Here is a 22,312-nt window from a genome sequence, read left to right on the forward strand (position 1 = left end):
GGGGGTTGGGGGTGGGTTTTGTTGGGTGGGGGTGGCGGGTTTTACTCCGGGGTTCCTGGAATTGGTGGGATGTGGGATGGGGCGGGGGGTGGAGCGTGGGGATCTGGGGGTAGGCGAGTAGGTGTCCTTGTTGTCCCGGGAACCGTAGGCTGTCTCCGGGTCCTGTTCGGGTCGACCGGCGGGGGGTAGCGTGCCTCTGCTTCACAAGATCGCTGGAGTTGTGATCGTCTGTGCCGTGGTCCTGGGGCTGACGCTTCCGGGAGAGCGGCAGGGGCGTGGGGAGGAAGGCGCCGCCGAGCGGGCCGCTTCCAAGGCTTCGCCGGCCGCGGGTGCGGTCGAGGCGGGGGCCACCACGCCTGCGGCCGGGAGCGGGTCGCCGTCGGTTTCGCCTAGTGCGCCCATCGCCGCGGCGGCGCCTGCGGCCGCGGCCGTCAAGGCGAACGAGCTCGGACAGATTCCGGTGCTGATGTACCACCGGATCGTGAAGAAGCCGGACCGGTCGCTGGACCGGTCCGTCAACGAGCTCTACGACGAGCTGACGCGCCTGGCCAAGGGCGGCTACCAGCCGATCACGGCGGCCGAGTTCGTCAGCGGGCGGTTCAACGTCCCCGCCGGCAAGTACCCGGTGGTGCTCACGTTCGACGACAGCTCGCCCGACCAGTTCACGCTCGACGCGCAGGGCAACCCCGCACCGGACACCGCCGTGGCGATCATCCAGCAGGTCGCGAGCGAGAACCCCGGGTTCCGGGCGACGGCGACGTTCTTCCTGGTCGACGACATCTTCGGGATGGAGGACGCGCAGGCGTCGGCCGGGCTGAAGTGGCTCCTCCAGCACGGGTACGACGTCGGCAACCACACGAAGTCGCATCCCAACCTCTCGGGGCTGTCCGAGAAGAAGGTGCAGGACGAGATCGGCGCCCTGGAGGATCGGGTCGTCCAGCTCAGCGGGGCGAACACGGCGACGCTCGCCTACCCGTTCGGGGCCGTGCCCGGCAAGGAGAAGTGGGCGCGGAAGCAGGACGGCCGGTACTCCTTCGAGGGGATCTTCCTCGCCGGGTGGCGGCCGTCGGCATCGCCGTTCGACGAGGAGTTCGACCGGTGGAACATCCCCCGCGTCCGGTCCGAGGGCAAGATCAAGGAGAACGACTGCACGAAGTTCTGCTCGACCGCGTGGCTCGAACACCTGGACAAGAACCCGGCGGAGCGGTACACATCTGACGGTGACCCGAACACCGTGACGTTTCCCAAGACGGCGGAGGACCGCCTCGCCAAGGAGTACCGGGCTCGGGCACGGACATACTGACCGGCGCGCGGGAGCCGGATTGACCACGGGAGATTGGTCCCATATCCTGATCGCTGCGCTGTGGGCCTGCGCGAGCTTCGGACGGAGCAGGCTCGAGCTCGGTCAGGTCGGCGACAACGGTTCGGTGTACTGACGCGGCAAGGTCCGCGTCCCTTTCCGGTCCTCGGCAGGGCGGAAAACGGCCCTCCGCGCAGAACCCATAACGACTTCACTGTCCGTACCGGAGCCAGCCGACACATGACGAGCAGCACCGAGGCCACCTCGACCACCCCGCAGGTAGCGGTCAACGACATCGGGTCCGAGGAAGCCTTCCTCGCCGCGATCGATGAGACCATCAAGTACTTCAACGACGGCGACATTGTCGAAGGCACTGTCGTCAAGGTCGATCGTGACGAGGTCCTCCTCGACATCGGCTACAAGACCGAGGGCGTCATCCCCTCGCGCGAGCTGTCCATCAAGCACGACGTCGACCCGAACGAGGTCGTCTCCACCGGAGATCACGTCGAGGCCCTCGTCCTCCAGAAGGAGGACAAGGAGGGGCGGCTGATCCTGTCCAAGAAGCGCGCGCAGTACGAGCGCGCCTGGGGCACGATCGAGAAGATCAAGGACGAGGACGGCATCGTCACCGGCACGGTCATCGAGGTCGTCAAGGGCGGCCTGATCCTGGACATCGGCCTGCGCGGCTTCCTGCCCGCGTCGCTGGTCGAGATGCGCCGGGTCCGCGACCTGCAGCCCTACGTCGGCCGCGAGCTCGAGGCCAAGATCATCGAGCTGGACAAGAACCGCAACAACGTGGTCCTGTCCCGCCGCGCATGGCTGGAGCAGACGCAGAGCGAGGTCCGCCAGACCTTCCTCAACACGCTGCAGAAGGGCCAGGTCCGCAAGGGCGTCGTGTCCTCGATCGTCAACTTCGGCGCGTTCGTCGACCTCGGCGGGGTCGACGGCCTGGTGCACGTCTCCGAGCTGTCCTGGAAGCACATCGACCACCCCTCGGAGGTCGTCGAAGTCGGCCAGGAGGTCACGGTCGAGGTCCTGGACGTCGACATGGAGCGCGAGCGGGTCTCGCTGTCGCTCAAGGCGACGCAGGAAGACCCGTGGCAGCAGTTCGCCCGCACCCACCAGATCGGGCAGGTCGTCCCGGGCCGCGTCACCAAGCTGGTGCCGTTCGGCGCGTTCGTCCGCGTCGAGGAGGGCATCGAGGGCCTGGTGCACATCTCCGAGCTGGCCGAGCGCCACGTGGAGATCCCCGAGCAGGTCGTCCAGGTCGGCGACGAGATCTTCGTGAAGATCATCGACATCGACCTCGACCGGCGCCGGATCTCCCTGTCGCTCAAGCAGGCCAACGAGGGCGCCGCGAGCATCGAGGAAGAGGACTTCGACCCGACGCTGTACGGCATGCCGGCCGAGTACGACGAGCAGGGGAACTACAAGTACCCCGAGGGCTTCGACGCCGAGACCGGCGAGTGGCTGCCCGGCTTCGACGAGCAGCGCGAGACCTGGGAGCGGCAGTACGCCGAGGCCCGGTCCCGCTTCGACGCCCACCGCAAGCAGATCGAAGAGGCCCGCAAGGCCGAGGCCGAGGCCGGCGCGGAGCCCGCGGCCGGCGGCGGAGGCGGCGGCGGCGAGACCTCCTACTCCGGTGGCGGCGAGAGCGAGACCGCCGGTGGCGCCCTGGCCACCGACGAGGCGCTCGCCGCGCTGCGGGAGAAGCTCTCCGGCGGCCAGTAAGCCCCATCCCTCCTCCGGCGGGCCGCGTGCGGCGCGCCGGAGGACGGGAGACCGGTGACGGCTCTCCGCCCCCGCGGCCAACGCCCCGGGGGCGAGACCGCCGCGAAGCGGCCACCGACAATCCCAACACGACCCAGCACACGGCCGGAGAACGATCTTGCGAGATCGGCCTCCGGCCGTGCCTCGGTTGCGTCACCATGATGTCGGGCCGCGCGCGGCACCGGCGATGACCGCCGGCCCGTCACCACGCAGCGCCCACCCGTCCCGCAGGTCCGCTCGTCCCCCGGGGAGCACTCGTTCAAGTGGCCAGCACAGACGCCAACACCGACGCCGGCACCAGGACCGGCGGCCCCGCCGCGTCCGGCCCGTCCATCGTCCCGCCGGGCCCCGCGAGGCTCGCGCTCATCGCGGTCACGGTCGCGGTGCTCGCGCAGACCCTGCGGTTCGCACTGCCCCAGCTCGACCATTTCGCCGACCGGACCGGCCCCGCGGTCGCCGCGGCCGGCCTGCTCGTCGTGTTCCTCGCCGGGTTCGCCGCGCCGGTCGTCCGCCGCGCCGCCGGCTCCCGCGCCCTGCTGCTCGGCGCGGTCGGCGGGCTGCTCGCCGTCCGGCTGCTCGCGCAGGCCGTCGAGCCGCGGGTGTGGCTCGCGTTCGCCGCGACCGCCATCGGCATGATCGCCGTCGGCGCGCTGTACGAGGGCGCCCGGGGCCTGTCCGGCGTCGGGTTCGCCACCGCGACCGTCGCCGGCCTGTCCATCGACGCCGCGGTGCGGATGTGCTTCGCCACCTGGGACCCCGTGTGGCGCGGCGGCGTCGGGCCGTGGCTGGCGTGCCTGGCGTTCGTCGGCCTCGGCGCCGCCGCGCTCTACCGGGAGATGTCGGCCAAGCCCGTCGCGGCGCCCGGGATCTCCTGGCGGGACGCGCTCGGCGCGGCCGCGTTCGGGCCGTTCCTGGCGCTGCAGGTGCTCATCCTGTCCAGCCCCGCGTTCGTGGCGTCGTCCGGGTGGCTGTCGCTGACCGCCGCGCACATCACGATCGTCGCCGGGCAGGGCCTCGCGCTGGCGTTCCTCGCGTCCGGCCTCGCCGTGCGGGCGGTCCCCGGCGGCGTGTGCGTGCTCGGCGGCACCGTCCTCGGGGTCGGCGCCGGCGCCGTCGCCGGGACGTACGCGCTGTCCGGCATCGAGGTCGTCCCCATCGTCATCCTCGGGCAGGTGCTGTCGGCGTGGCTGCTGGCGGTGGCGGTGCGGGCGCCGCTGCGCCGCGCCGGAGCCGGCGGGCCGGCCTGGCGGGTCGACGCCGGCGCCGCCCTCGGCGGCCTGCTGATCGCGCTGATCCTCGTCCCGTACCAGGTCAGCGCCATCTCGCCGCTACCGTTCCCGAACAACGTGCTGCCGGGGATCGCCGGGATCGCGCTCGGCGCACTCGCCGCCATCGCGTCCGCCCGCGGCGGCCCGCTGCCCGCCCGCGCTCCGCTGCGCGCCCTCACCGCCGGTGCCGCGGCGCTCGGCCTGCTGGCCGGCACGCTGGTGTTCACCGTCGCCGCGCCGGACGGGAAGGCGCCCGCGCCGCCGCTGCCGGGCCACGTGCGGGTCCTCAGCTACAACATCCACGACGCCGTCAACCAGGCCGGACGCCTCGACCCGGAGGGCATCGCCCGCGTCATCGAGGAGCAGCAGGCCCAGGTCGTCCTGCTGCAGGAGGCCAGCCGCGGGTCGCTGCTGTCGGGCACCGCCGACGTCGGCGTCTGGCTGTCGCGGCGCCTCGGCATGAAGCTGATCTGGGGCCCGGCCGCCGACGGGCAGTTCGGCAACGCGATCCTGACGTCGCTGCCGGTGCACAGCTCCGGGACGGGCCGCTGGCCGCGCGGCGACTGGTCGCAGATCCGCGGCTACGTCTGGGCGCGGCTCGGCGTCGGCAACACCACCATGGACGTGTGGTCGACGCACCTGGAGGGCGGCGAGAACCAGGCCGACGAGCGCGCCCGCTCGATCGCGGCGCTGCTGCGGGCCTGGGGCGGGGCGCCCCGCACGCTGATCGGCGGCGACTTCAACGCCGGCCCCGACAGCCCGGAACTCGCCGCGATGACCGAAGGGACCGACCTGCGCAGCACCGCCATCGGCGACGACACGTCCCCCACCAGGTCCGACGGCGCGCGCGTCGACTGGATCTTCGGGTCGGACGGCATCCTCGTCACCGAGTACGACGTGCCGGTGTCGGACGCCTCCGACCACTACCCGGTCGCGGTCACCGTGCGGATCGGGCGCTGAGCGGACCCGGCCCGCGCTCCGCCGCTAGGGTCGTGCCCATGAGCGAACCGAGCGTCGCGGTCGAGCGGGCCGGCCCGCAGGACGCCGGGGAGGTGCTCACCGTCCAGCGCGCCGCCTACGTCGCGGAGGCGCAGCTGTACGGCGACCCGTTCATCCCCCCGCTGGTCGAGTCGGCCGAGCAGCTCCGGAAGGTGCTGTCGAGCGACGCGGTCGTGCTGAAGGCGGTGCTCGGCGGCCGCCTCGTCGGGGCCGTCCGCGCCCAGTTCAGCGAGCACACCTGCCTGATCGGGCGGCTCGTCGTCGTCCCCGACCTGCAGGGACGCGGCATCGGGCGGCGCCTCCTCGCCGCGCTGGAGGACGAGGTGGCCGGACGCGCCGACGCGTGCGTGCTGTTCACCGGCCACCTCAGCGAGGCGAACCTGCGGCTGTACCGCCGCGCCGGGTACACCGAGACGCGCCGGGAGCGCGTCGCCGCGCACCTCACGCTCGTCCACATGCGCAAGCCCCTCGTACCGGCCGCGGCCGGGTGACCATTAGGGTGAGCCCGTGCTGAAAGTGGGACTCACCGGCGGAATCGGGTCGGGCAAGAGCGAGGTGTCGGCGCGGCTCGCCGAGCTCGGCGCCGTGGTCATCGACGCCGACAGGATCGCCCGCGAGGTGGTCGAGCCGGGCACGCCCGGCCTCGCCGCCGTCGTCGCGGAGTTCGGCGAGGAGGTGCTCCTCCCGTCCGGCGGTCTCGACCGGGAGAAGGTCGGCCGGATCGTGTTCAGCGACCCCGACCGGCTGGCGGCGCTGAACGCGATCGTCCATCCGCTGGTGGGGGAGCGGATGCAGGAGCTGATGGACGCCGCGCCCGAGGACGCCGTCGTGGTCTACGACGTGCCCCTGCTGGTGGAGAACGGCCTGGCCCCCATGTACGACGAGGTCGTCGTCGTGGACGCCCCCGCCGACGTCCAGCTCGACCGCCTCGTCGCCCGGCGCGGCATGACCGAGGAGGACGCCCGCGCCCGCATGGCGAACCAGGCGTCCCGCGAGGACCGCCGCGCCGTCGCCACCCACGTCATCGACAACTCCGGAACCCTCGAATCCCTGCAGAGCCAGGTGGACAACCTCTGGAAGGCCCTCACCAGCCGTGCCGCGGAGCCTGATGGCTCACAGTGACCGACTGTGCACGAAGAGTCTCCGGCTGTGGCGGGATTTGATCATGGGTGGGCTCGGGAAGATCGCCGCTCTCCAGGAGGAGCAGGGCAGGATCCTTGCCCGCCTGGTCGCCGCGTCCGGTGGCGTGGTGCGGTAACCGCCCGGACACGGCCCGGACATGGCAATGACCCTGGGAACCCCCTTCCAGGGGCATGCTTCGCAGTGACCGTGCTTGGGCAGATCCAGTTGTCGGGGAAGGTGTCGGTGACCTTCCTCATTGAGCGGTCCTGGTACCCTGCCGCGCGCTATAGGCTCATCGCATGCGCGTGCGGGGCTGGTGGTCGGCGGCGTGGCCGACGAGACGTTCACGCGCGCTCGACGTGTCCCTCGCGCTCGCCCTCGCCGTCGGTGACGGCCTGTTCCTCTGGTTCGCCGAGCAGGACTTCTACCTTCCGGCGCCCGTCGTTTCGGCGTGCAGCGTCGTGCTCGGCCTGGCGGCCGTCGTGCGGCGCATCCATCCCGTGGGTCTCGGGCTCTTCCTGGTGACGTTCGGCACGATCACCGGTGCGGGCGCGTTCTCCGCGCTCGTCATCCTGTACTCGCTCGCCGCCTACACCGCGTCCCGCCGGACCGTCATCACCATCGCGATTCTCGGCTATATCACCTCGCTCGCCGTCGCCGGGCCCACGGCGTCGAAGGAGCCCTTCATCGCGCAGGCGATATTCAGCGTCGCGTTCATCGGCGTCCCGGTCCTGCTCGGGCTGTACATGGGGGCGCGCAAGCAACTCCTCGCCTCGCTCCAGGAACGTGCCGCACGCCTCGAACGGGAACAGCACCTCCTCGCAGAGCGCGCGCGGGGTGAGGAACGGACGCGCATCGCGCGGGAGATGCACGACGTCGTCGCCAACAGGATCAGCGTCATGGTCGTGCACGCGGGCGCGCTCAAGGCGGTCGCCGTCCGCGACCCGGAGCGGGCGGCGGAGACGGCCGGCGTCATCGGGGACATGGGACGCCAGGCCCTGGAGGAACTCCGCCATGTCATCGGTGTCCTGAGGCAGGGCGAGGAGTCTCTGACCCTAGAGGCCCCGACCGTCGCCCACGTCCGCGACCTGGTCGGGCAGTCCGGTGCGGCCGGCCTCAGCGTCGACCTGTCGATCCGCGGCGACGAGCGTCCCATCCCCGCCGCCGTCGGGCGAACGGTGTACCGCCTCGTCCAGGAGGCGCTCACCAACGTCCACAAGCATGCCGGCATGGCCGGGACCCGCGTCGACCTCGGCCTGCTTCCGGAGGCGATCGAGGTGGAGGTCGCCAACGATCCGCCGGTCGCCCGCCCCGAGCACCGGCTGCCGAGCGGCGGCAACGGCCTGGTGGGCCTCCGCGAGCGCGTCACCGCCCTCGGCGGCACCTTCGAGGCCGGTCCGTGCGGCGGCGGCTACGCCGTCCGCGCCAGGATCCCGCTGCCCGCGTCCTGACCGGGGTACCGGCCCGCCGGCCTGCGCGGATACCGATTGTCGTAGCCGCTGCATACAGTTGATGGAGCAGGCAGCCGATGGAGCAGGGGGACGCGACGATGCGGCCGATCACGGATCTGCGGCGGCGCGTGGCGCCGTTCGAGGTCATCACCGAGATGACGCCGTCCGGCGACCAGCCGCAGGCGATCGCGGAGCTGACGTCCCGCATCGAGGGCGGCGAACAGGACGTGGTGCTGCTCGGCGCCACCGGCACGGGCAAGACCGCCACGATCGCGTGGCTGGTGGAGAAGGTGCAGCGGCCCATGCTGGTCATGCAGCCGAACAAGACGCTCGCCGCCCAGTTCGCCAACGAGCTGCGCGAGATGCTGCCGAACAACGCCGTCGAGTACTTCGTCTCCTACTACGACTACTACCAGCCCGAGGCGTACATCCCGCAGACCGACACCTACATCGAGAAGGACTCCTCGATCAACGACGAGGTCGACCGGCTGCGGCACTCGGCGACCAACTCGCTGCTCACCCGCCGCGACACCGTCGTCGTCGCGTCCGTCTCCTGCATCTACGGCCTCGGCACGCCGCAGGAGTACGTCGACCGGATGGTGCGCCTCAGCGTCGGCCAGGAGATCGACCGCGACGACCTGCTCCGGCAGCTCGTCGGCATGCAGTACACCCGCAACGACCTCTCCTTCACCCGCGGCACGTTCCGGGTCCGCGGCGACACCATCGAGATCATCCCGCAGTACGAGGAGCTCGCCGTCCGCATCGAGATGTTCGGCGACGAGATCGAGAAGCTCGCCACCCTGCACCCCCTCACCGGCGAGCAGATCACCGAGGACGACGAACTGTACGTCTTCCCCGCCTCCCACTACGTCGCCGGCCCCGAGCGGATGGAGCGGGCCATCCGCGCCATCGAGGCCGAGCTGGAGGAGACCCTCGCCGTCATGGAGCGGCAGGGCAAGATGCTGGAGGCGCAGCGGCTGCGCATGCGCACCGCCTACGACATCGAGATGATGCGGCAGGTCGGCACCTGCTCCGGCATCGAGAACTACTCCCGCCACATCGACGGCCGCGGCCCCGGCAGCGCCCCCAACACCCTCCTCGACTACTTCCCCGAGGACTTCCTCCTCGTCATCGACGAGTCGCACCAGACCGTCCCGCAGATCGGCGCGATGTACGAGGGCGACGCGTCCCGCAAGCGGATGCTGGTCGAGCACGGGTTCCGGCTGCCGTCCGCGATGGACAACCGGCCCCTCAAGTGGGAGGAGTTCCTCGACCGCATCGGCCAGACCGTCTACCTGTCCGCGACGCCCGGCCCGTACGAGATGGGCCGCGTGAAGGGCGACGTGGTCGAGCAGGTCATCCGCCCCACCGGCCTCATCGACCCGGAGATCGTCGTCAAGCCCACGAAGGGGCAGATCGACGACCTCATCCACGAGATCCGCGAGCGCACCGAACGCGACGAGCGCGTCCTCGTCACCACCCTCACCAAGAAGATGGCCGAGGACCTCACCGACTACCTCCTCGAACTCGGCATCCAGGTCCGCTACCTGCACAGCGAGGTCGACACCCTGCGCCGGATCGAGCTGCTGCGCGAGCTGCGCGTCGGCGAGTTCGACGTCCTGGTCGGCATCAACCTGCTCCGCGAGGGCCTCGACCTGCCCGAGGTGTCCCTCGTCGCGATCCTGGACGCCGACAAGGAGGGCTTCCTGCGCTCCGAGACGTCCCTCATCCAGACGATCGGCCGCGCGGCCCGCAACGTCTCCGGCCAGGTCCACATGTACGCCGACACGGTCACCCCGTCGATGGAGCGCGCGATCGAGGAGACCAGCCGCCGCCGCGCCAAGCAGCAGGCGTACAACGAGGAGCGCGGCATCGAGCCGCAGGCGCTCCGCAAGCGCATCGCCGACATCCTCGACTCCCTCGCCCGCGAGGACGCCGACACCGAGACGCTCATCGGCGGCGCCGGCCGCCAGCAGAGCCGCGGCAAGGCCCCCGTCCCGGGGCTCGCGTCCCGCACCAAGGACGTCGGCCGGCACGCCGCCGACCTGGTCGGCGACCACCCCCGCGAGGACCTGGAGGCCCTCATCGAGCAGATGACCGCCCAGATGCACCAGGCCGCCGCCGACCTCCAGTTCGAACTCGCCGCCCGCCTCCGCGACGAGATCAAGGAACTCAAGCGCGAACTGCGCGACATGAAGGAGGCCGGCGTCCACTAGCCCTCGCGCCGACCCGCCCGTCGGCGAGAACCGACCTCCGGAGGCCGCCCGCACCCGCGGACGCGCTGAGCAAGGAGGCAGGTGCCGTTCCCGGGGCGCGCTGGATCGGCAAAGGCGCTTCTCCTGGAGGCGTGCCGGCTGCGGACGGGCGGCCCGAGGGCGGCGCCAGGGCTGGAGAGGGTCAGGTGAAGGCGAGGACCATGCGGTCTTCGACCGGGCGGTAGCCGAGGCGGTGGTAGACGGCGTTGCTCGTCGGGTTGGCCAGGTCGGTGAACAGCACGACGTCCGTCGCGCCCTCCTCCATGGCGGACCGTGTGGCCTTCGTGGTGACCGCCGCTCCGTAACCCCGTCGGCGGTGCTCGGGCGGTGTGTACACGGCCGAGACGCGGGACATCCCGGCGACCACGGGGGACCACCAGGCCATCGCGACCGGCTGCCCGCCGGCCTCCCACAGCGCGATGCGGCCCGTCTCGAGCCTGGCGTCCATCATCGCCGTGTTCACCGGACCGTGCTCGTCGACCTCCGTCCAGAACGCCGTGGCCCACTCCAGCATCAGCGGCCGCTCGTCCCGGTTCGCGGTGCGGGCGGTGCCCGCCGGCAGCGGATCGGGCACCTCGAGCTCGCCCAGCCGGTAGAGGCGCTGGTGCATGGTCACACGGCTCGCGGCGCCGGTCCGCCGCTTCCACTCGTCCGCGAACGCCTCGGTGGCGGCCTGGGAGCCGCTGGCGCCCGGCAGCGCCGCCGCACGTTCCGCCAGGACGTCCGCGAGGTTCCGCGCCGCCCGCTCGGGCATCGCGCTGAGCAGCGGCGGATACGAAGGCGTCCACAGGAACGCGCCCTCGACGTGCCCGCCCGCCGGCCACCATCCGAACAGGACGTCCTTGCGGACCTGGGGGCCCTCGGCGCGCATGTCCCCGGTCACGGTGAGCGCCACGGTGTTCCGGGCTGGGTCGTCGTGCAGGAATCCACCCGCCGCCGCCATGAATTCGTCAAGGTCGTAGCTCAGCGTCCATTCCATGCTCGATCATGACCACGGCCGCCCCGTCCGCGCATCCGATTTATCGCGTATCCGCACCGCCGAGCCGGCGGGCATCCCGGAGACGCGCGACGGCCGTCGCCGGGTGTCGGCCGGACGCAGATGCCGGAAGGGCGGGGGCGGACGGCGTTTTACCATTGCGGGATGGACTACGAGGTGCGGGTGGCGCGGCCGGCGGATCTGCCGGCGCTGCCGCCGATCGAGATCTCCGGCGAGCGGATGTTCGCCGAGATCGGGATCGTGTTCCCTCCCGGCCCGACCGTGGTCGAGCTCATGTCGGACGGGGACGCCGAGATCATCGTCGCCGGCGACCCGCCGGTGGGGTTCGCGGTGGTCGACGATGTCGACGGTGCCGCGTACCTGGCGCAGATCTCGGTGCGCGACGACCTGACGGGCAAGGGGATCGGCGCCCGGCTGCTGGACGCCGTCATGACGCGGGCCGGCGAGGCAGGGGCGCCCGGGGTCAGCCTCCTGACGTTCCGGAACGTCCCATGGAACGGGCCCTGGTACGCCGCACACGGTTTCGAGGAGCTGCCCGAGGAACGCTGGGGTCCGGGGATCAGGTCCCACTGGGAGGCGGAGGTCAAGGCGGGGCTGCACGAGCTGGGCCCGCGGGCGGTGATGTGGGCGCCGGCCGGCCGCACTTCCTGATCTACAATGTAAAGGCGGGAACCGGGAACGTCGGACGGACGTCTGCCCCATGAGCACGACACGGGAGGAGGGCGATGATCAGCCCGGCGGGGTGGCTGCGGGATCGTCTCGGTGAGCGGAGGGCGGCGGTCGTCGTCCTCGTGGCGCTGCTGGTGCTGGCCGTCGTGCCGCTCGTGGCGCTGCCGGCGGCGCGCTGCGCGGCCTTCGACATCGGGTGCCGCGAGCCCGATCCCGAGGTCCGCACCGACCCGGTCGCCACCGCGAGGGCGCTGACACCCGTCGAGGCCGCCACGTGGGGGTCGTACGTTGCGCTGGGCGACTCGTACTCGTCGGGAGTCGGGTCGGAGGCGACGGTGTCCGACCACAACCCGCTCGACCGGTGCCACCGGACGTCCAAGGCGTACTACCACGAGGTCTCGAAGGCGTTCGACTTCGCGAAGGGCACCGGGTTCTGGGCGTGCTCGGGCGCCACGACGTCCGACGTCCTGAAGGGGCGGGGCGGGGAACCGCCGCAGCTCGACCGCATCGGCCCCGACACCAGCCTGATCACGCTGAGCATCGGCGGCAACGACGTCGGGTTCTCCAAGGTGCTCGCCGGGTGCGTGGTCAAGCTGCCGTGGAGCAAGGACTGCACCCGGCAGGGCGAGGACATCGCGGAGCGGATGGCCGAACTGCGCAGGAACCTGCCCGGCCTGCTCGACAAGATCACCGCGAAGGCGCCGCGCGCCCGGGTGATCGTGATGGGGTACCCGAGGGCGTTCTCCGAGATGAGCGGGGTCGGCGCGGACAACATCACGGTGTCCGACCAGCGCTGGCTCAACGCCCGGGCCCACGACCTGAGCCGCCTGATCGGCCAGTCCGCCGCCGAGGCCGACGCGCAGATCGCGGCCCGCGGCGGCCGCGGCAGCGTCGAGTTCGTCGACGCCTACGGCGCGTTCGCCGGGCACGAGGTGGGCAGCAAGGAGCCGTACATGAACGGCCTGACGCTGAACCTGTCGGCGCTCGAAGCCGAGCCGCGCAGCTACCACCCCACGGCCGCCGGGCAGCGCGCGCTGGCCGGGCTGTTCATCCAGCAGGTCAAGAAGGGGCCCGGCCGCCCGCTCTCCTAGCGGTGCCGTCCTAGCGGGGGACGGCGCGCTCCACCGCGATCGCCACGAGCTCCTGGACGTCCTCGTCGGAGAACACCCCCGGCAGGGTGAGGTGCTCCACGATCAGCCAGTTGAGCGCCAGGTAGAGGAGGCGCACCGAGGTGGCGTCGCCCGGGAGGCCCGAGTCCAGGTGGTAGGCGATGTTGGCCTCCACGTCCTCGCGGACCCGCTCGGTCAGGACGGCGCGCAGCTCCGGGCGCCTGGTCGCCTCCAGGCGCAGCTCCAGGAGCGCCAGGTAGCCGGTGCGGAAGCTCTCGATCCGCCCGACGGCGGCGCGGAGGAGTTCGGTGACCTTGGCGAGGTCGCGCGGCCCTTCGAGCGGTCCGGTCATCGCGGCGGCCGCGTCCCGCGCCAGGCGCTCGTAGATCCGACTGCCCGCCTGCGTGAACAGTTCGTCCCGGTTGGCGAAGTAGTTGGACGCGGTGCCGACCGGCACGCCGGCCTCGGCGTCCACCGCCCGGTAGGTGAGCCCGCGCGCGCCCTCCCTGGCCAGGACCTCGATCGCCGCGTCGACCAGCGCGGTCCTCCGCTCGACGTTCCGCCGCATATTGACACCACTCCGTTTGTAGTACTACGTTCAAACCACTACAAAGAGAGTACTACGGATGGTGTGAAAATATGCGAAGCTCGTCTACTACGTGGGCGTGAGCATCGACGGTTTCATCGCCGGGCCCGGCGATGAGGTCGATTTCTATCCGGTCGCGGACGACATGGCGGCCTGGATCAACGAGCGCTTTCCGGAGACCGTCCCCACCCACATCCGCCCGCACGCCGGCCTGGAGGACGAGCCCAACAAGCGGTTCGACACGCTGGTGATGGGGCTGGCCACGTATCAGCCCGCCCTCGACATCGGTGTGACCAGCCCGTACGCCCATCTGCGGCAGTACATCGTCTCCACCACGCTGGACGAGATCGCCGATCCCGGTGTGACGCTCGTCCGCGAGCCGCTCGCCGCTGTCCGCGAACTCAAGGCAGAGGAAGGCGGCAAGGACATCTGGCTCTGCGGGGGCGGCCGGCTCGCCGCCGCCCTCCTCCCCGAGATCGACGAGCTGATCATCAAGAGCTACCCGGTGGTGGCCGGCGCGGGCGTCTCCGCCTTCTCCGGCGGGTTCCGTCCCACGGTGTTCATGCCGACCGACCGGCGGTCGTTCAGCAACGGCGCCCAGGTCACGTGGTTCACCCGCGCCACCTGAGCCGAACCGCCGCCGCCACCGGCCGGCCTTCCGTGGGTAGGGGTGTCAATGTGGCACTGCCGCCGATTGGGGGACCCGATGGTCGTCACAGCGGCGCTCGCCGGGGACACGATGCTCGGGCGAGGCGTGGCGGACGAGATCGCCGCGTCCGGTACGCACGGGCTCTTCTCCCAGGGTGTGCGCGACGTCTTCGCCGAAGCCGACCTGGCCATGGTGAACCTGGAATGCTGTGTGTCCGCCCGTGGCCGGCGGTGGGACCCGGTCGGTAAGGCCTTCCACTTCCGTGCGCCTCCGGAGGCGGCCGAGGCACTCGCCGATCTGGGCGTGGACTGCGTGACGCTCGCCAACAACCACGCGCTCGACTACGGCCCGGACGCCCTGCTGGACACCCTCCGCCACCTCGCCGGGGCGGGCATCCGGGCCGTCGGCGCGGGCGCGGACCTCGGGGAGGCGCGGGAGGCCGCCGTGCTGGAGGCCCGCGGCGCCCGGGTCGCGGTCGTGGGGATCACGGATCACCCGGCCGACTTCGCCGCCGCGCCCGCCCGTCCGGGCGTCGCCCACGCCCACCTGGAGAAGGGCGTCCCACGGTGGCTGGCGGACCGCGTCCGGCGGCTGCGGGCGGGCAACGACGCGGTGGTCGTCCTCCCGCACTGGGGGCCGAACATGACGCGGGAGCCTCCGTACTACGTCCGGCGGGCGGCGAAGGAGCTGGTGGACGCCGGTGCGACGCTCATCGCCGGGAGCTCGGCCCATGTCTTCCACGGTGCGGCCCCGCCGGTGATCTTCGACATGGGCGACTTCATCGACGACTACGCCGTCAGCGCGTCGCTCCGCAACGACCTGGGGCTGCTGTTCCTGGTCACGCTGGACGACGCGGGACCGTCCCGGATCGAGGCGGTCCCGCTGCGGCTCGACCACGCCCGCACCCGCCTGGCCGGGGGAGCCGACCACATGTGGATCACCTGGCGCCTCCGCGAGGCGTGCGCCGCCTTCGGGACGAGCGTCACCCCCGAAGGCGACCGTCTGGTCATCGAGGTGCCGTCCTAGAGGGGGTCTCCGAGCGGGCCGTACTCGTCCACGAGGGCTTCGGCCCAGTGCGCGGCGAAGTCGGGTTGCGTGCCGTCGACGTCGGTGAAGCCGTACTCCTTGTACAGGCCCCACGTCGCGAGAGCCCGCCCGCTCTTCGTCATGACCTCGGGGTCTGCGGCCAGGGCGGCGACGGCCCGCCCCAGGTAGGCCGGGGTCTCGGAGTGGGCGAAGTGCGGGTCTTCGGCGATGGCGTCCCGCCAGTTCGCCTCGGTGACCCCGAAGTGGTCGAGGACGGCCTCCGAACGCAGGAAGCCGGGGGTGATGGCCACGGCCGCGATCCCGTGCGGCTTCAGTTCGGCGGCCTGGGCGACGGCCAGGCGGATCACCGAGGACTTCGCCAGGTCGTAGAAGAGCGAACCGCGGTAGCGGGCGGTGTTGCCGTCGGTCACCTCCACCACCAGCCCGCGGCCGCGGGCGACCATCAGCGGAAGCGCGAAACGGCTGGTGATCACGTGGGTCTCCACCGCCTGGCGCAGCAGGCGCAGCCCCTGGTCGAGGTCCTGCTCCCACAGCGGGTGCTCCCAGTCGGTCAGCGGATCGCCGCCCCACACGGAGTTGACGAGCACGTCGAGGCGCCCGTCCTGCTCGGCCGCGATGCGCTCGGTGAGCTCCCGCACCTCGTCCGGGCGGGCGTGGTCGACGCGGACCGGGATACCGGTCCCGCCGGCCGCGGTCACCCGCTCGGCGGTCTCCTCGATGGTCTCGGGCCGCCCGAGGTCGGAGCGCCCGGCCGAGCTGCTGCGGCCCGTGACGTACACCGTCGCCCCCGCCGCCCCGAGCTCGACGGCGACACCGCGCCCGCCCCCTCGCGTCCCGCCCGCGACGAGGGCGACCTTGCCGGCCAGCGGGCGCTTCTCCGTGGTCATGCTTCCCTCCCGGTGCGCGGTGCCAAGGCGGCCAGGCTATAAATGAACATACATTTATTAAATCCCCCACTCGGTCCCGGCGCAACCGGCGCGGTCCGCGATCAGGCGGGGGAGGACGGGGAGCCGGCGGCCGGTGTACTCGGAAGGTGCGGAGCCAGCGCGCTCCCGATCTCCCGTTCGAGGCGCTCCGCCAGCGTGCCGCGGCGTTCGAGCGCCCAGGTCAGGCCGGCTCCGGCGATGGCCGTCTGGATCGTTGCCGCCACCGCGGCGGTGCCGGTCCCGGCCGCCAGCTCGCCCGCGGCGACCGCCTCGTCGAGCAGGGCCTCGATGACCCGTCCCTGCGCCCGGTGGACGGCCAGCGCGTGCTCGTGGAACTCCGGATCGGTGAGGTCCATGCACAGGAACGCCAGGTGGTTGGCGTAGCTCTGCGGGGTGGCCGCGTCGGACATGGACTCGACGGCGAAGGCGAGCAGCGCGGCCAGCGGCGACCCGTGCCGTTCGCGCACCCGCTCGCGCAGTTCCTCCGGGGTGTGCACGGAGCGGGCGGCCAGCGCGAGCAGCAGGCCCCGCTTGGACCCGAAGCGCTGGATGAGCGTCCCCGGCACGAGCCCCACCTCGTCCGCCACGGCGGCGAGGGTGAGCTTCGCCGGGCCCACCCGCCCGATGACCTCGGCCGCCGCCCTTAGGATCACCGCGTCATCGACCCCGCGAGGCCGTCCCGCCATCCGTCCCCCTTGTAAATGAACATGCATTTATTAGGAGCATAGGCGAAGCGCCGGCTCCCGGCCCGGGCGGGGGCCCATCGAGCGGCCGCATCACTTCCGGCCCGGCCGGTCCGGCGGCGGTTATCATGCGGCTCACCATTTCCGCGATGTCGCGGCGATGGCCGAAAGCGGTCGGCAATTGCGCTTGATTTCCGGTGCATTTCCCACTATTTGTGGCGGGCGTCGCCCGCCGTCACCGCAATGGCATTGGCCTACTATGGCACCCGTGTCATTTGCCCTGCGGTTTCGAGCGGCCCCGAGGAAATGGAGTACGCCGCGCTGGCTGTGGTCCATCATGGCCCTCGCCCTGGGCATGACGTTCCTGTTCTGGGCGGCCGCGACCGGGGTCCTGGTGGGCGGCGGGTCGGCGGTGTCGTCGGTGCGGGACCGAGGCGTCCCCGCCTACGTCAGCGCACGTACGGCCCATGCCGCGCTGTCGGACGCCGACCGGGCGGCCTGGCAGAGTTTCCGTTCCGGGGCCGCGGAACTGATCGGGCCGGGTCAGCGGTTCCGCGACAATCTGACGACCGCGGGGGACAGCCTTGCGCATATCGCCGAACGCGACTTCGGCGGCGCGGCCGAACGCGATCTGCTGCGCGCCGTCAATGCGCAGGTCGTGACCTATCAGGGACTGGTGGAGCAGGCCGACGCCACCTACCGGGAAGGGCTGGAGGACCTCGGATACGCGTATCTGAGTTACGCCTCCGACCTTCTGCACGGCGACGGCGGCGTGCTCGCCCGGATCGACGAGATAGCGAAGCGCGACCTGCGGGCCATCGACGAGCGGCGGCATTCCGCGTGGGGCGGGACCGCCGCCGCGCTCGGCACGGCGGTGACCGGCTTCGCGCTCCTCGCCGTGCTGGTGTACGCGCAGGCGGCGATGGCCCGGCGGTTCCGGCGCGTGTTCAACCCGCCGCTGCTGGCCGCGTGCCTGGTCCTGCTGGGGCTGGTCATGTGGACGGCGAACGCGTTCCTGAACCTCGACCGCTCTTTCGACCGGGCGTGGGACCGGGACCTCCCGGCGTTCGACCGGGTCGTCGAGGCGCAGATCGGCACGGCCCGCGCGGGTGCGTCCGCGCTGCGCGCGGGAGGTCCGGTGGACCAGGCGGAAGGGCTGGACGTCAAGGCGGTGGACGATGCGCGCCGTCCCGTCGACGCGCGGCTCGCGGGCGCCGCGGACACCGGGGCGCTGGCCGCCGGCGTCCCCCTGCTGAGCCTGGCCGTGGCCGGTCTGACCGGCCTGGGGTTCTGGTCCCGGCTGCGCGAGTTCAGGAGATGAGCGTGCGAATCCTGTCGGCGATCCTGCTGCTGTGCTCGCTCGGCCTCGTCGCGTGCGGCGGGTCCGGCTCGGACAGGACGATCACCGTGCTCGGCTCCTGGACGGGGGAGGAGGGCGACGCGTTCCGGGAGATGCTGTCCGGCTTCGAGAAGGACTCCGGCATCGACGTCGAGTACACCGGGACGCGGGACGCCCGCGCCGTGCTGGCCAGCGAGCTGCACGACGGCCACCCGCCCGACGCGGCGGTCCTGGCGACGCCGGGCGACCTGCGGGCGTACGCCGCCGCCGGCGAGCTGCGCCCGCTGCCGGGCGGCTCGCAGGGCATCGGCGGCGACCTCACGTCCGCCACCGGCCCGGACGGCCGGCGCCGGTCGTTCGGCATCGTCGTCAAGGCGTCGGTGAAGAGCCTGATCTGGTACAACCCGCGCAGCCTGCCGTCCGGACTTCGCGAGCGGCTCACGGCCCCGGACCTCACGTGGGACGAGCTGTCCGAGATCGCCGGGCAGGCCGGTCCCCGCCCCTGGTGCCTGGGCCTCGCCGACACGTCCGTCTCCGGCTGGCCGGGCACCGACTGGATCGAGGACCTCCTGCTGCACGAGTCCGGCCCCGAGGCCTACGACGCCTGGGTGTCGGGCCGCCTGGCCTGGACGTCGGAGCCGGTGCGGAGCGCCTGGCGGGCGTTCGGCTCCGTCGTGGCGGCCTCGCGCGGGGACGCCCGGACCGCGCTGCTCACCGGTTACGGCCAGGCGGGGGCGCCGATGTTCGCCACCCCGCCGGGCTGCCGGTTCGACCACGCCGGCTCGTTCATCACCGCCTTCTACCGGCAGGCGCCGGGCCGTCCCGAGGCCGGCCGGGACTACGACCACATCCCCTTCCCGGGAGCGTCGTCGGTCGTGATCGGCGGGGACGTGCTCGGCGTGTTCCGCGACACCCCGGCCACCCGCCGGCTCGTCGCCCACCTGGCGACGGCCGGCGCGCAGCGGACGTGGACCGGCCGTCCCGGCGGCGGCGCCTTCTCGCTGAACCGCGAGGTGCGGCCGGACGACTACCCCGATCCGGCGGCGCGGCGGATCGCGCGGACGCTCGCGGACGCCGGGACGGTCCGCTTCGACGGGTCCGACACGATGCCGACGGTCATGGCCGCCGCCTTCAACCACGCCGTCCTCGAGTACGTCGCCGACCCGGCGGACGGCCGCCTCGACGACATCCTCGGCTCCCTCGACCAGCTCCGCCGCACCACCCGCTTCCCGTCCTGACCGGGCGCCGGGGACGCGGCGGGTCAGTCCTCGCCGGTGATGGCGTTGAGGCGGTCGACGGCGTTGGCGAAGTCCTCGACCATGTCGTAGACGACCTGGCGGGCCGGCTTGACGGTGTTCATGAGGCCGACGCACTGGCCGACGAAGTAGTTGGCGAGCTGCCGGGCGCCGGGGTTGCCGGACTCGGCGATCTTGGTGATCTGCCGCATCGCGCCCTCGGCGACGATCATCTGCAGCGGCATGCCCAGCGCGCCGGGGCTCTCGGGGCCCTCCCACTCGTCCGTCCAGGCGGAGCGGAGCTGCCGGGCGGGCTTGCCGGTGCGGGACCGGGAGCGGATCGTGTCGCGGGACGTCGCCGCGAGCATCTTCTCCTTCACCTGGGGCGGCGTCTCCGCCTCCTCGGTGGTGAGCCAGACCGAGCCGCACCAGACGCCGGAGGCGCCGAGGGCCATCGCCGCGGCCATCTGGCGTCCGGTGGCGATGCCGCCGGCGGCGAGGACCGGCACCGGGGCGACGGTGTCGACCACCTCGGGGACCAGGACCATCGTGGAGATCTCGCCGGTGTGCCCGCCGGCCTCGCCGCCCTGCGCGACGATCAGGTCGGCGCCCGCGGCGACCTGGCGGCGGGCGTGCTCGGACGTGCCGACCAGCGCGGCGACGGGGATCCCGGCGGCCTTGGCCTTCTCCACCATGAGCGGGGGAGGGGTGCCGAGCGCGCTGGCGATGAGGCCGATGGGGTGGGCGAGCGACACGTCGATCAGCTCGGTCGCGCCCTTGGCGGTGACCTGCGCGCCGCTGTGCGCGTTGGACCGCTTGGCCTTGTCGAAGTCCGGCAGCGGGACGTCGTACTTGGCGAACAGGCCGGTGAGGAAGTTCCAGTGCTCCTCGGGGATCGCGGCGAGCATCGAGCCGAGGCCGCCGCCGCCCTCCGCCGACTTGTCGATCTTGCCGGGGACCAGGACGTCCACCCCGTAGGGGCGGCCGTTGACGTGGTCGTCGATCCAGCGCAGTTCCTCTTCGAGGCGGTCGGGGGTGTAGGCGACGGCCCCGAGCACGCCGAAGCCGCCCGCGTTGGTCACGGCGGCGACGACGTCGCGGCAGTGACTGAAGGCGAACAGCGGGAACTCGATGCCGAACCGTGCGCAGACCTCGGTGTTCATGACCCTCGAACCTAACGGACCGAATGACGTTCGGTCTAGTGGCGGAAGAGGACGTAGGACTCGCCCTCGTCAGGGTGGACGAAGGCCGCCCGGAGCGGAAGGCCCTCGCGCAGGGACACCGGGTCGACGCCGTCCAGGCGGGTGTGCAGCCACGGCCCTTCGGCCAGCTCGACCAGCGCCAGGTAGGCCGGGGGCTGGTCCGAGTCCCGCGGACGGGTGACGGTCCAGGTCACGAGGGTCGCCTCGCCGCTCGCCTCCGCCCAGGCGAGGTCGTCGGCGCCGCAGCCCGGGCAGCCGGTCTCGTCCGGCGCGAACCAGCGGTCGCACGCCTCGCAGCGCCGCACGACGAGCCGGCCGGCGGCGGTGCCGTCGAAGAACGGGTCGGTGCGGCCGTCCCGCCGCAGAACGCCGATGTCCATGGCTCTCAGGCCCCCTTCTCGTGCGGGCTGACGATGAGGGTCGAATGGTGGTCGAGGATGCCGCCGTTGCCGCTGACGAGGATCACGTCGTTGGCCGGGACCTGCCGCTCGCCGCCGTCCCCGCGCGCCTGGATCACGGCCTCCGACACGGGCGTCATGCCCCACATGTAGTACGCCGAGAGCTGCCCGCCGCCGGTGTTGGTCGGCAGCGACCCGCCGGGGCCGAGCGCGCCGGACGCGGCGAACGCGCCGCCCTCGCCCTTGGCGCAGAAGCCGTAGTCCTCCAGCGACACCAGGACCGTGTAGGTGTAGCAGTCGTACAGCTCGCACGCGGTGACGTCGTCGGTGGTGATCCCGGCCATCTTCATCGCCGTCGCCCCGGACGACGCCGCCCCGGTGGTCAGGCCGTACTCGCTGCCGCGCTCCTTGCGGTGCCCAGGATGGCCCTGCCCCCAGCCCCACAGGTGGACGGGCGGCCGCGCGAGGTCCCGCGCCCGGTCCGCGCCCGTGACCACCACGGCGATCGCGCCGTTGGAGACGAGGCAGCAGTCCAGCAGGTGCAGCGGCTCGGACACCCAGCGGGACGCCTGGTGGTCCTCGAGGGTGATCGGGTCGCGCATCTGGGCGAGCGGGTTGCGGGACGCCCACGCGCGGGTCGACACCGCGATCGCGCCGAGCTGCTCGCTGGTGGTGCCGTACCGGGTCATGTGCCGCTGGGCGGCGAGGGCGTAGAAGGAGTTGACGCTGCGCAGCCCGAGCGCCGCCGTCATGCCGCCGAACCCGTACCACTCGCGGGCGTCGCGGTTGTAGGCCGACCCGGCGGACTTCTTCGGCTTCAGCGGCGCGTCCGCGAACACGCAGGCGACGGTGGTCGCCGTCCCGCTCAGCACCGCCGTCGCCGCGTACGACAGCATCGCCCCCGCGGTCGCGCCGAACGCGTTGACCTGGGAGAGCAGCCGCAGGTCGCGGAGCCCGAGCGCGCCGGCCAGCTCGATGCCGGGGGAGCCGCCCATGCCGTGGCTGACGAGCAGCCCGTCCAGGTCGCCGAGCGCGAGCCCCGCGTCGGCGACGGCGAGGCGCACCGCGTCGGCGGCGAGCCGCCGCGGGCTGCGCCCGTACACCCTGCCGAGCTCGGTCATGCCCAGCCCCACGATCGATGCGCCCATCACTGTGCCCCTCCGCCACTCATGCCGCCACGGTACCGAATGACGTTCGGTGTAATCCACGGCGGGGCCGAGGCAAGATCAGCGAACGGGTCGGCAGGTACGGCGGCGTACGGCCCGCCGACGAGAGTCGCCCGCGTCCCCGGGGCGACGGGGACACGG

The 22,312-nt window shown here is 72.2% G+C and carries 20 protein-coding genes; 13 read left to right on the forward strand and 7 right to left on the reverse strand.

The annotated features are described in order from the left end of the window. Positions 1–481 precede the first annotated feature (481 nt). The 7 genes from IEZ03_RS21630 (at position 482) to uvrB (ending at position 10,126) form a co-directional block, all read left to right on the forward strand. Positions 482–1,303 carry a polysaccharide deacetylase family protein gene (locus IEZ03_RS21630; protein ID WP_229808465.1) on the forward strand — a complete coding sequence of 274 codons (822 nt, stop codon included), beginning with the start codon at positions 482–484 and terminating at the stop codon, positions 1,301–1,303. A gap of 237 nt (positions 1,304–1,540) precedes the next feature. Next, positions 1,541–3,031, forward strand: coding sequence for a 30S ribosomal protein S1 (gene rpsA / locus IEZ03_RS21635; RefSeq protein WP_184886078.1), 1,491 nt, complete (start codon positions 1,541–1,543; stop codon positions 3,029–3,031). Positions 3,032–3,333: 302 nt separating this feature from the next. Continuing rightward, complete coding sequence (locus IEZ03_RS21640) at positions 3,334–5,298, forward strand: endonuclease/exonuclease/phosphatase family protein (RefSeq protein WP_184886076.1); 1,965 nt, start codon at positions 3,334–3,336, stop codon at positions 5,296–5,298. Positions 5,299–5,336: 38 nt separating this feature from the next. Beyond that, complete coding sequence (locus IEZ03_RS21645; RefSeq protein WP_184886074.1) at positions 5,337–5,828, forward strand: GNAT family N-acetyltransferase; 492 nt, start codon at positions 5,337–5,339, stop codon at positions 5,826–5,828. Positions 5,829–5,844: 16 nt separating this feature from the next. Beyond that, on the forward strand, positions 5,845–6,459 hold the full coding sequence (coaE, locus tag IEZ03_RS21650) for a dephospho-CoA kinase (RefSeq protein ID WP_184886072.1): 615 nt from the start codon (positions 5,845–5,847) through the stop codon (positions 6,457–6,459). Between the two features lie 299 nt (positions 6,460–6,758). Then, on the forward strand, positions 6,759–7,910 hold the full coding sequence (locus IEZ03_RS21655) for a sensor histidine kinase (RefSeq protein ID WP_184886069.1): 1,152 nt from the start codon (positions 6,759–6,761) through the stop codon (positions 7,908–7,910). 98 nt (positions 7,911–8,008) lie between these two features. After that, a complete protein-coding gene (uvrB, locus tag IEZ03_RS21660; protein ID WP_184890745.1) occupies positions 8,009–10,126 on the forward strand; it encodes an excinuclease ABC subunit UvrB in 2,118 nt (705 codons plus the stop codon). Between the two features lie 181 nt (positions 10,127–10,307). Here uvrB and IEZ03_RS21665 read toward each other — a convergent pair whose 3' ends face one another. Then, positions 10,308–11,144 (reverse strand): GNAT family N-acetyltransferase, encoded by an 837-nt coding sequence (locus tag IEZ03_RS21665; RefSeq protein WP_184886068.1) that lies wholly within the window; start codon positions 11,142–11,144, stop codon positions 10,308–10,310. A gap of 162 nt (positions 11,145–11,306) precedes the next feature. Here IEZ03_RS21665 and IEZ03_RS21670 point away from each other — a divergent pair, with 162 nt between their 5' ends. Both IEZ03_RS21670 and IEZ03_RS21675 read left to right on the forward strand, forming a co-directional pair. After that, entirely contained in the window at positions 11,307–11,813 is a 507-nt protein-coding gene (locus IEZ03_RS21670; protein ID WP_184886066.1) for a GNAT family N-acetyltransferase, read from the forward strand. A 74-nt stretch (positions 11,814–11,887) separates the two neighbouring features. Next, complete coding sequence (locus IEZ03_RS21675) at positions 11,888–12,922, forward strand: SGNH/GDSL hydrolase family protein (RefSeq protein ID WP_184886064.1); 1,035 nt, start codon at positions 11,888–11,890, stop codon at positions 12,920–12,922. A 10-nt stretch (positions 12,923–12,932) separates the two neighbouring features. Here the strand turns inward: IEZ03_RS21675 and IEZ03_RS21680 are convergent, their stop codons facing one another. Beyond that, on the reverse strand, positions 12,933–13,508 hold the full coding sequence (locus IEZ03_RS21680; protein ID WP_184886062.1) for a TetR/AcrR family transcriptional regulator: 576 nt from the start codon (positions 13,506–13,508) through the stop codon (positions 12,933–12,935). Between the two features lie 97 nt (positions 13,509–13,605). Here IEZ03_RS21680 and IEZ03_RS21685 point away from each other — a divergent pair, with 97 nt between their 5' ends. Both IEZ03_RS21685 and IEZ03_RS21690 read left to right on the forward strand, forming a co-directional pair. Then, complete coding sequence (locus tag IEZ03_RS21685; protein ID WP_229808466.1) at positions 13,606–14,154, forward strand: dihydrofolate reductase family protein; 549 nt, start codon at positions 13,606–13,608, stop codon at positions 14,152–14,154. Between the two features lie 78 nt (positions 14,155–14,232). Next, entirely contained in the window at positions 14,233–15,201 is a 969-nt protein-coding gene (locus tag IEZ03_RS21690) for a CapA family protein (protein ID WP_184886060.1), read from the forward strand. On the opposite strand, the gene IEZ03_RS21695 is transcribed toward IEZ03_RS21690, so the two are convergent. Together IEZ03_RS21695 and IEZ03_RS21700 are read right to left on the reverse strand one after the other, a co-directional pair. Then, positions 15,198–16,109: an SDR family oxidoreductase gene (locus tag IEZ03_RS21695; protein WP_184886058.1), complete on the reverse strand. Its 912-nt coding sequence runs from the start codon at positions 16,107–16,109 to the stop codon at positions 15,198–15,200. The two genes, IEZ03_RS21690 and IEZ03_RS21695, sit on opposite strands and share 4 nt — an antisense overlap. Before the next feature lie 101 nt (positions 16,110–16,210). After that, positions 16,211–16,801, reverse strand: coding sequence for a TetR/AcrR family transcriptional regulator (locus IEZ03_RS21700; RefSeq protein ID WP_229808467.1), 591 nt, complete (start codon positions 16,799–16,801; stop codon positions 16,211–16,213). A 367-nt stretch (positions 16,802–17,168) separates the two neighbouring features. Between IEZ03_RS21700 and IEZ03_RS21705 the strand changes: the two genes are divergently transcribed. Continuing rightward, positions 17,169–18,152 (forward strand): GlnX family signal transduction membrane protein, encoded by a 984-nt coding sequence (locus IEZ03_RS21705; RefSeq protein ID WP_184886054.1) that lies wholly within the window; start codon positions 17,169–17,171, stop codon positions 18,150–18,152. Beyond that, entirely contained in the window at positions 18,149–19,408 is a 1,260-nt protein-coding gene (locus IEZ03_RS21710) for an ABC transporter substrate-binding protein (protein WP_184886052.1), read from the forward strand. The genes IEZ03_RS21705 and IEZ03_RS21710 overlap by 4 nt, the downstream gene beginning before the upstream one ends. A 23-nt stretch (positions 19,409–19,431) precedes the next feature. Here the strand turns inward: IEZ03_RS21710 and IEZ03_RS21715 are convergent, their stop codons facing one another. Genes IEZ03_RS21715 through IEZ03_RS21725 form a run of 3 tightly spaced genes read right to left on the reverse strand, consistent with a single transcriptional unit; the run spans position 19,432 to position 22,153 of the window. After that, the gene (locus IEZ03_RS21715) at positions 19,432–20,568 is read right to left on the reverse strand and encodes an NAD(P)H-dependent flavin oxidoreductase (protein WP_184886050.1); all 1,137 of its coding nucleotides are present in this window, start codon (positions 20,566–20,568) and stop codon (positions 19,432–19,434) included. A 35-nt stretch (positions 20,569–20,603) separates the two neighbouring features. Continuing rightward, a complete protein-coding gene (locus tag IEZ03_RS21720) occupies positions 20,604–20,987 on the reverse strand; it encodes a Zn-ribbon domain-containing OB-fold protein (protein ID WP_184886048.1) in 384 nt (127 codons plus the stop codon). 5 nt (positions 20,988–20,992) lie between these two features. Beyond that, on the reverse strand, positions 20,993–22,153 hold the full coding sequence (locus IEZ03_RS21725; RefSeq protein WP_184886046.1) for a thiolase family protein: 1,161 nt from the start codon (positions 22,151–22,153) through the stop codon (positions 20,993–20,995). Positions 22,154–22,312 lie beyond the last annotated feature (159 nt).

Source organism: Actinomadura livida, from assembly GCF_014648675.1.
Lineage (GTDB): Bacteria > Actinomycetota > Actinomycetes > Streptosporangiales > Streptosporangiaceae > Spirillospora > Spirillospora livida.

Coding starts and splice junctions, on each gene's coding strand:
- IEZ03_RS21705 (WP_184886054.1), top strand. CDS start 17,169: ATGGCCCTCGCCCTGGGCATGACGTTCCTGTTCTGGGCGGCCGCGACC.
- IEZ03_RS21725 (WP_184886046.1), bottom strand. CDS start 22,153: ATGGGCGCATCGATCGTGGGGCTGGGCATGACCGAGCTCGGCAGGGTG.
- IEZ03_RS21665 (WP_184886068.1), bottom strand. CDS start 11,144: ATGGAATGGACGCTGAGCTACGACCTTGACGAATTCATGGCGGCGGCG.
- IEZ03_RS21675 (WP_184886064.1), top strand. CDS start 11,888: ATGATCAGCCCGGCGGGGTGGCTGCGGGATCGTCTCGGTGAGCGGAGG.
- IEZ03_RS21710 (WP_184886052.1), top strand. CDS start 18,149: ATGAGCGTGCGAATCCTGTCGGCGATCCTGCTGCTGTGCTCGCTCGGC.
- IEZ03_RS21670 (WP_184886066.1), top strand. CDS start 11,307: ATGGACTACGAGGTGCGGGTGGCGCGGCCGGCGGATCTGCCGGCGCTG.
- IEZ03_RS21680 (WP_184886062.1), bottom strand. CDS start 13,508: ATGCGGCGGAACGTCGAGCGGAGGACCGCGCTGGTCGACGCGGCGATC.
- IEZ03_RS21655 (WP_184886069.1), top strand. CDS start 6,759: ATGCGCGTGCGGGGCTGGTGGTCGGCGGCGTGGCCGACGAGACGTTCA.
- rpsA (WP_184886078.1), top strand. CDS start 1,541: ATGACGAGCAGCACCGAGGCCACCTCGACCACCCCGCAGGTAGCGGTC.
- IEZ03_RS21690 (WP_184886060.1), top strand. CDS start 14,233: ATGGTCGTCACAGCGGCGCTCGCCGGGGACACGATGCTCGGGCGAGGC.
- IEZ03_RS21645 (WP_184886074.1), top strand. CDS start 5,337: ATGAGCGAACCGAGCGTCGCGGTCGAGCGGGCCGGCCCGCAGGACGCC.
- uvrB (WP_184890745.1), top strand. CDS start 8,009: ATGCGGCCGATCACGGATCTGCGGCGGCGCGTGGCGCCGTTCGAGGTC.
- IEZ03_RS21695 (WP_184886058.1), bottom strand. CDS start 16,109: ATGACCACGGAGAAGCGCCCGCTGGCCGGCAAGGTCGCCCTCGTCGCG.
- IEZ03_RS21715 (WP_184886050.1), bottom strand. CDS start 20,568: ATGAACACCGAGGTCTGCGCACGGTTCGGCATCGAGTTCCCGCTGTTC.
- IEZ03_RS21720 (WP_184886048.1), bottom strand. CDS start 20,987: ATGGACATCGGCGTTCTGCGGCGGGACGGCCGCACCGACCCGTTCTTC.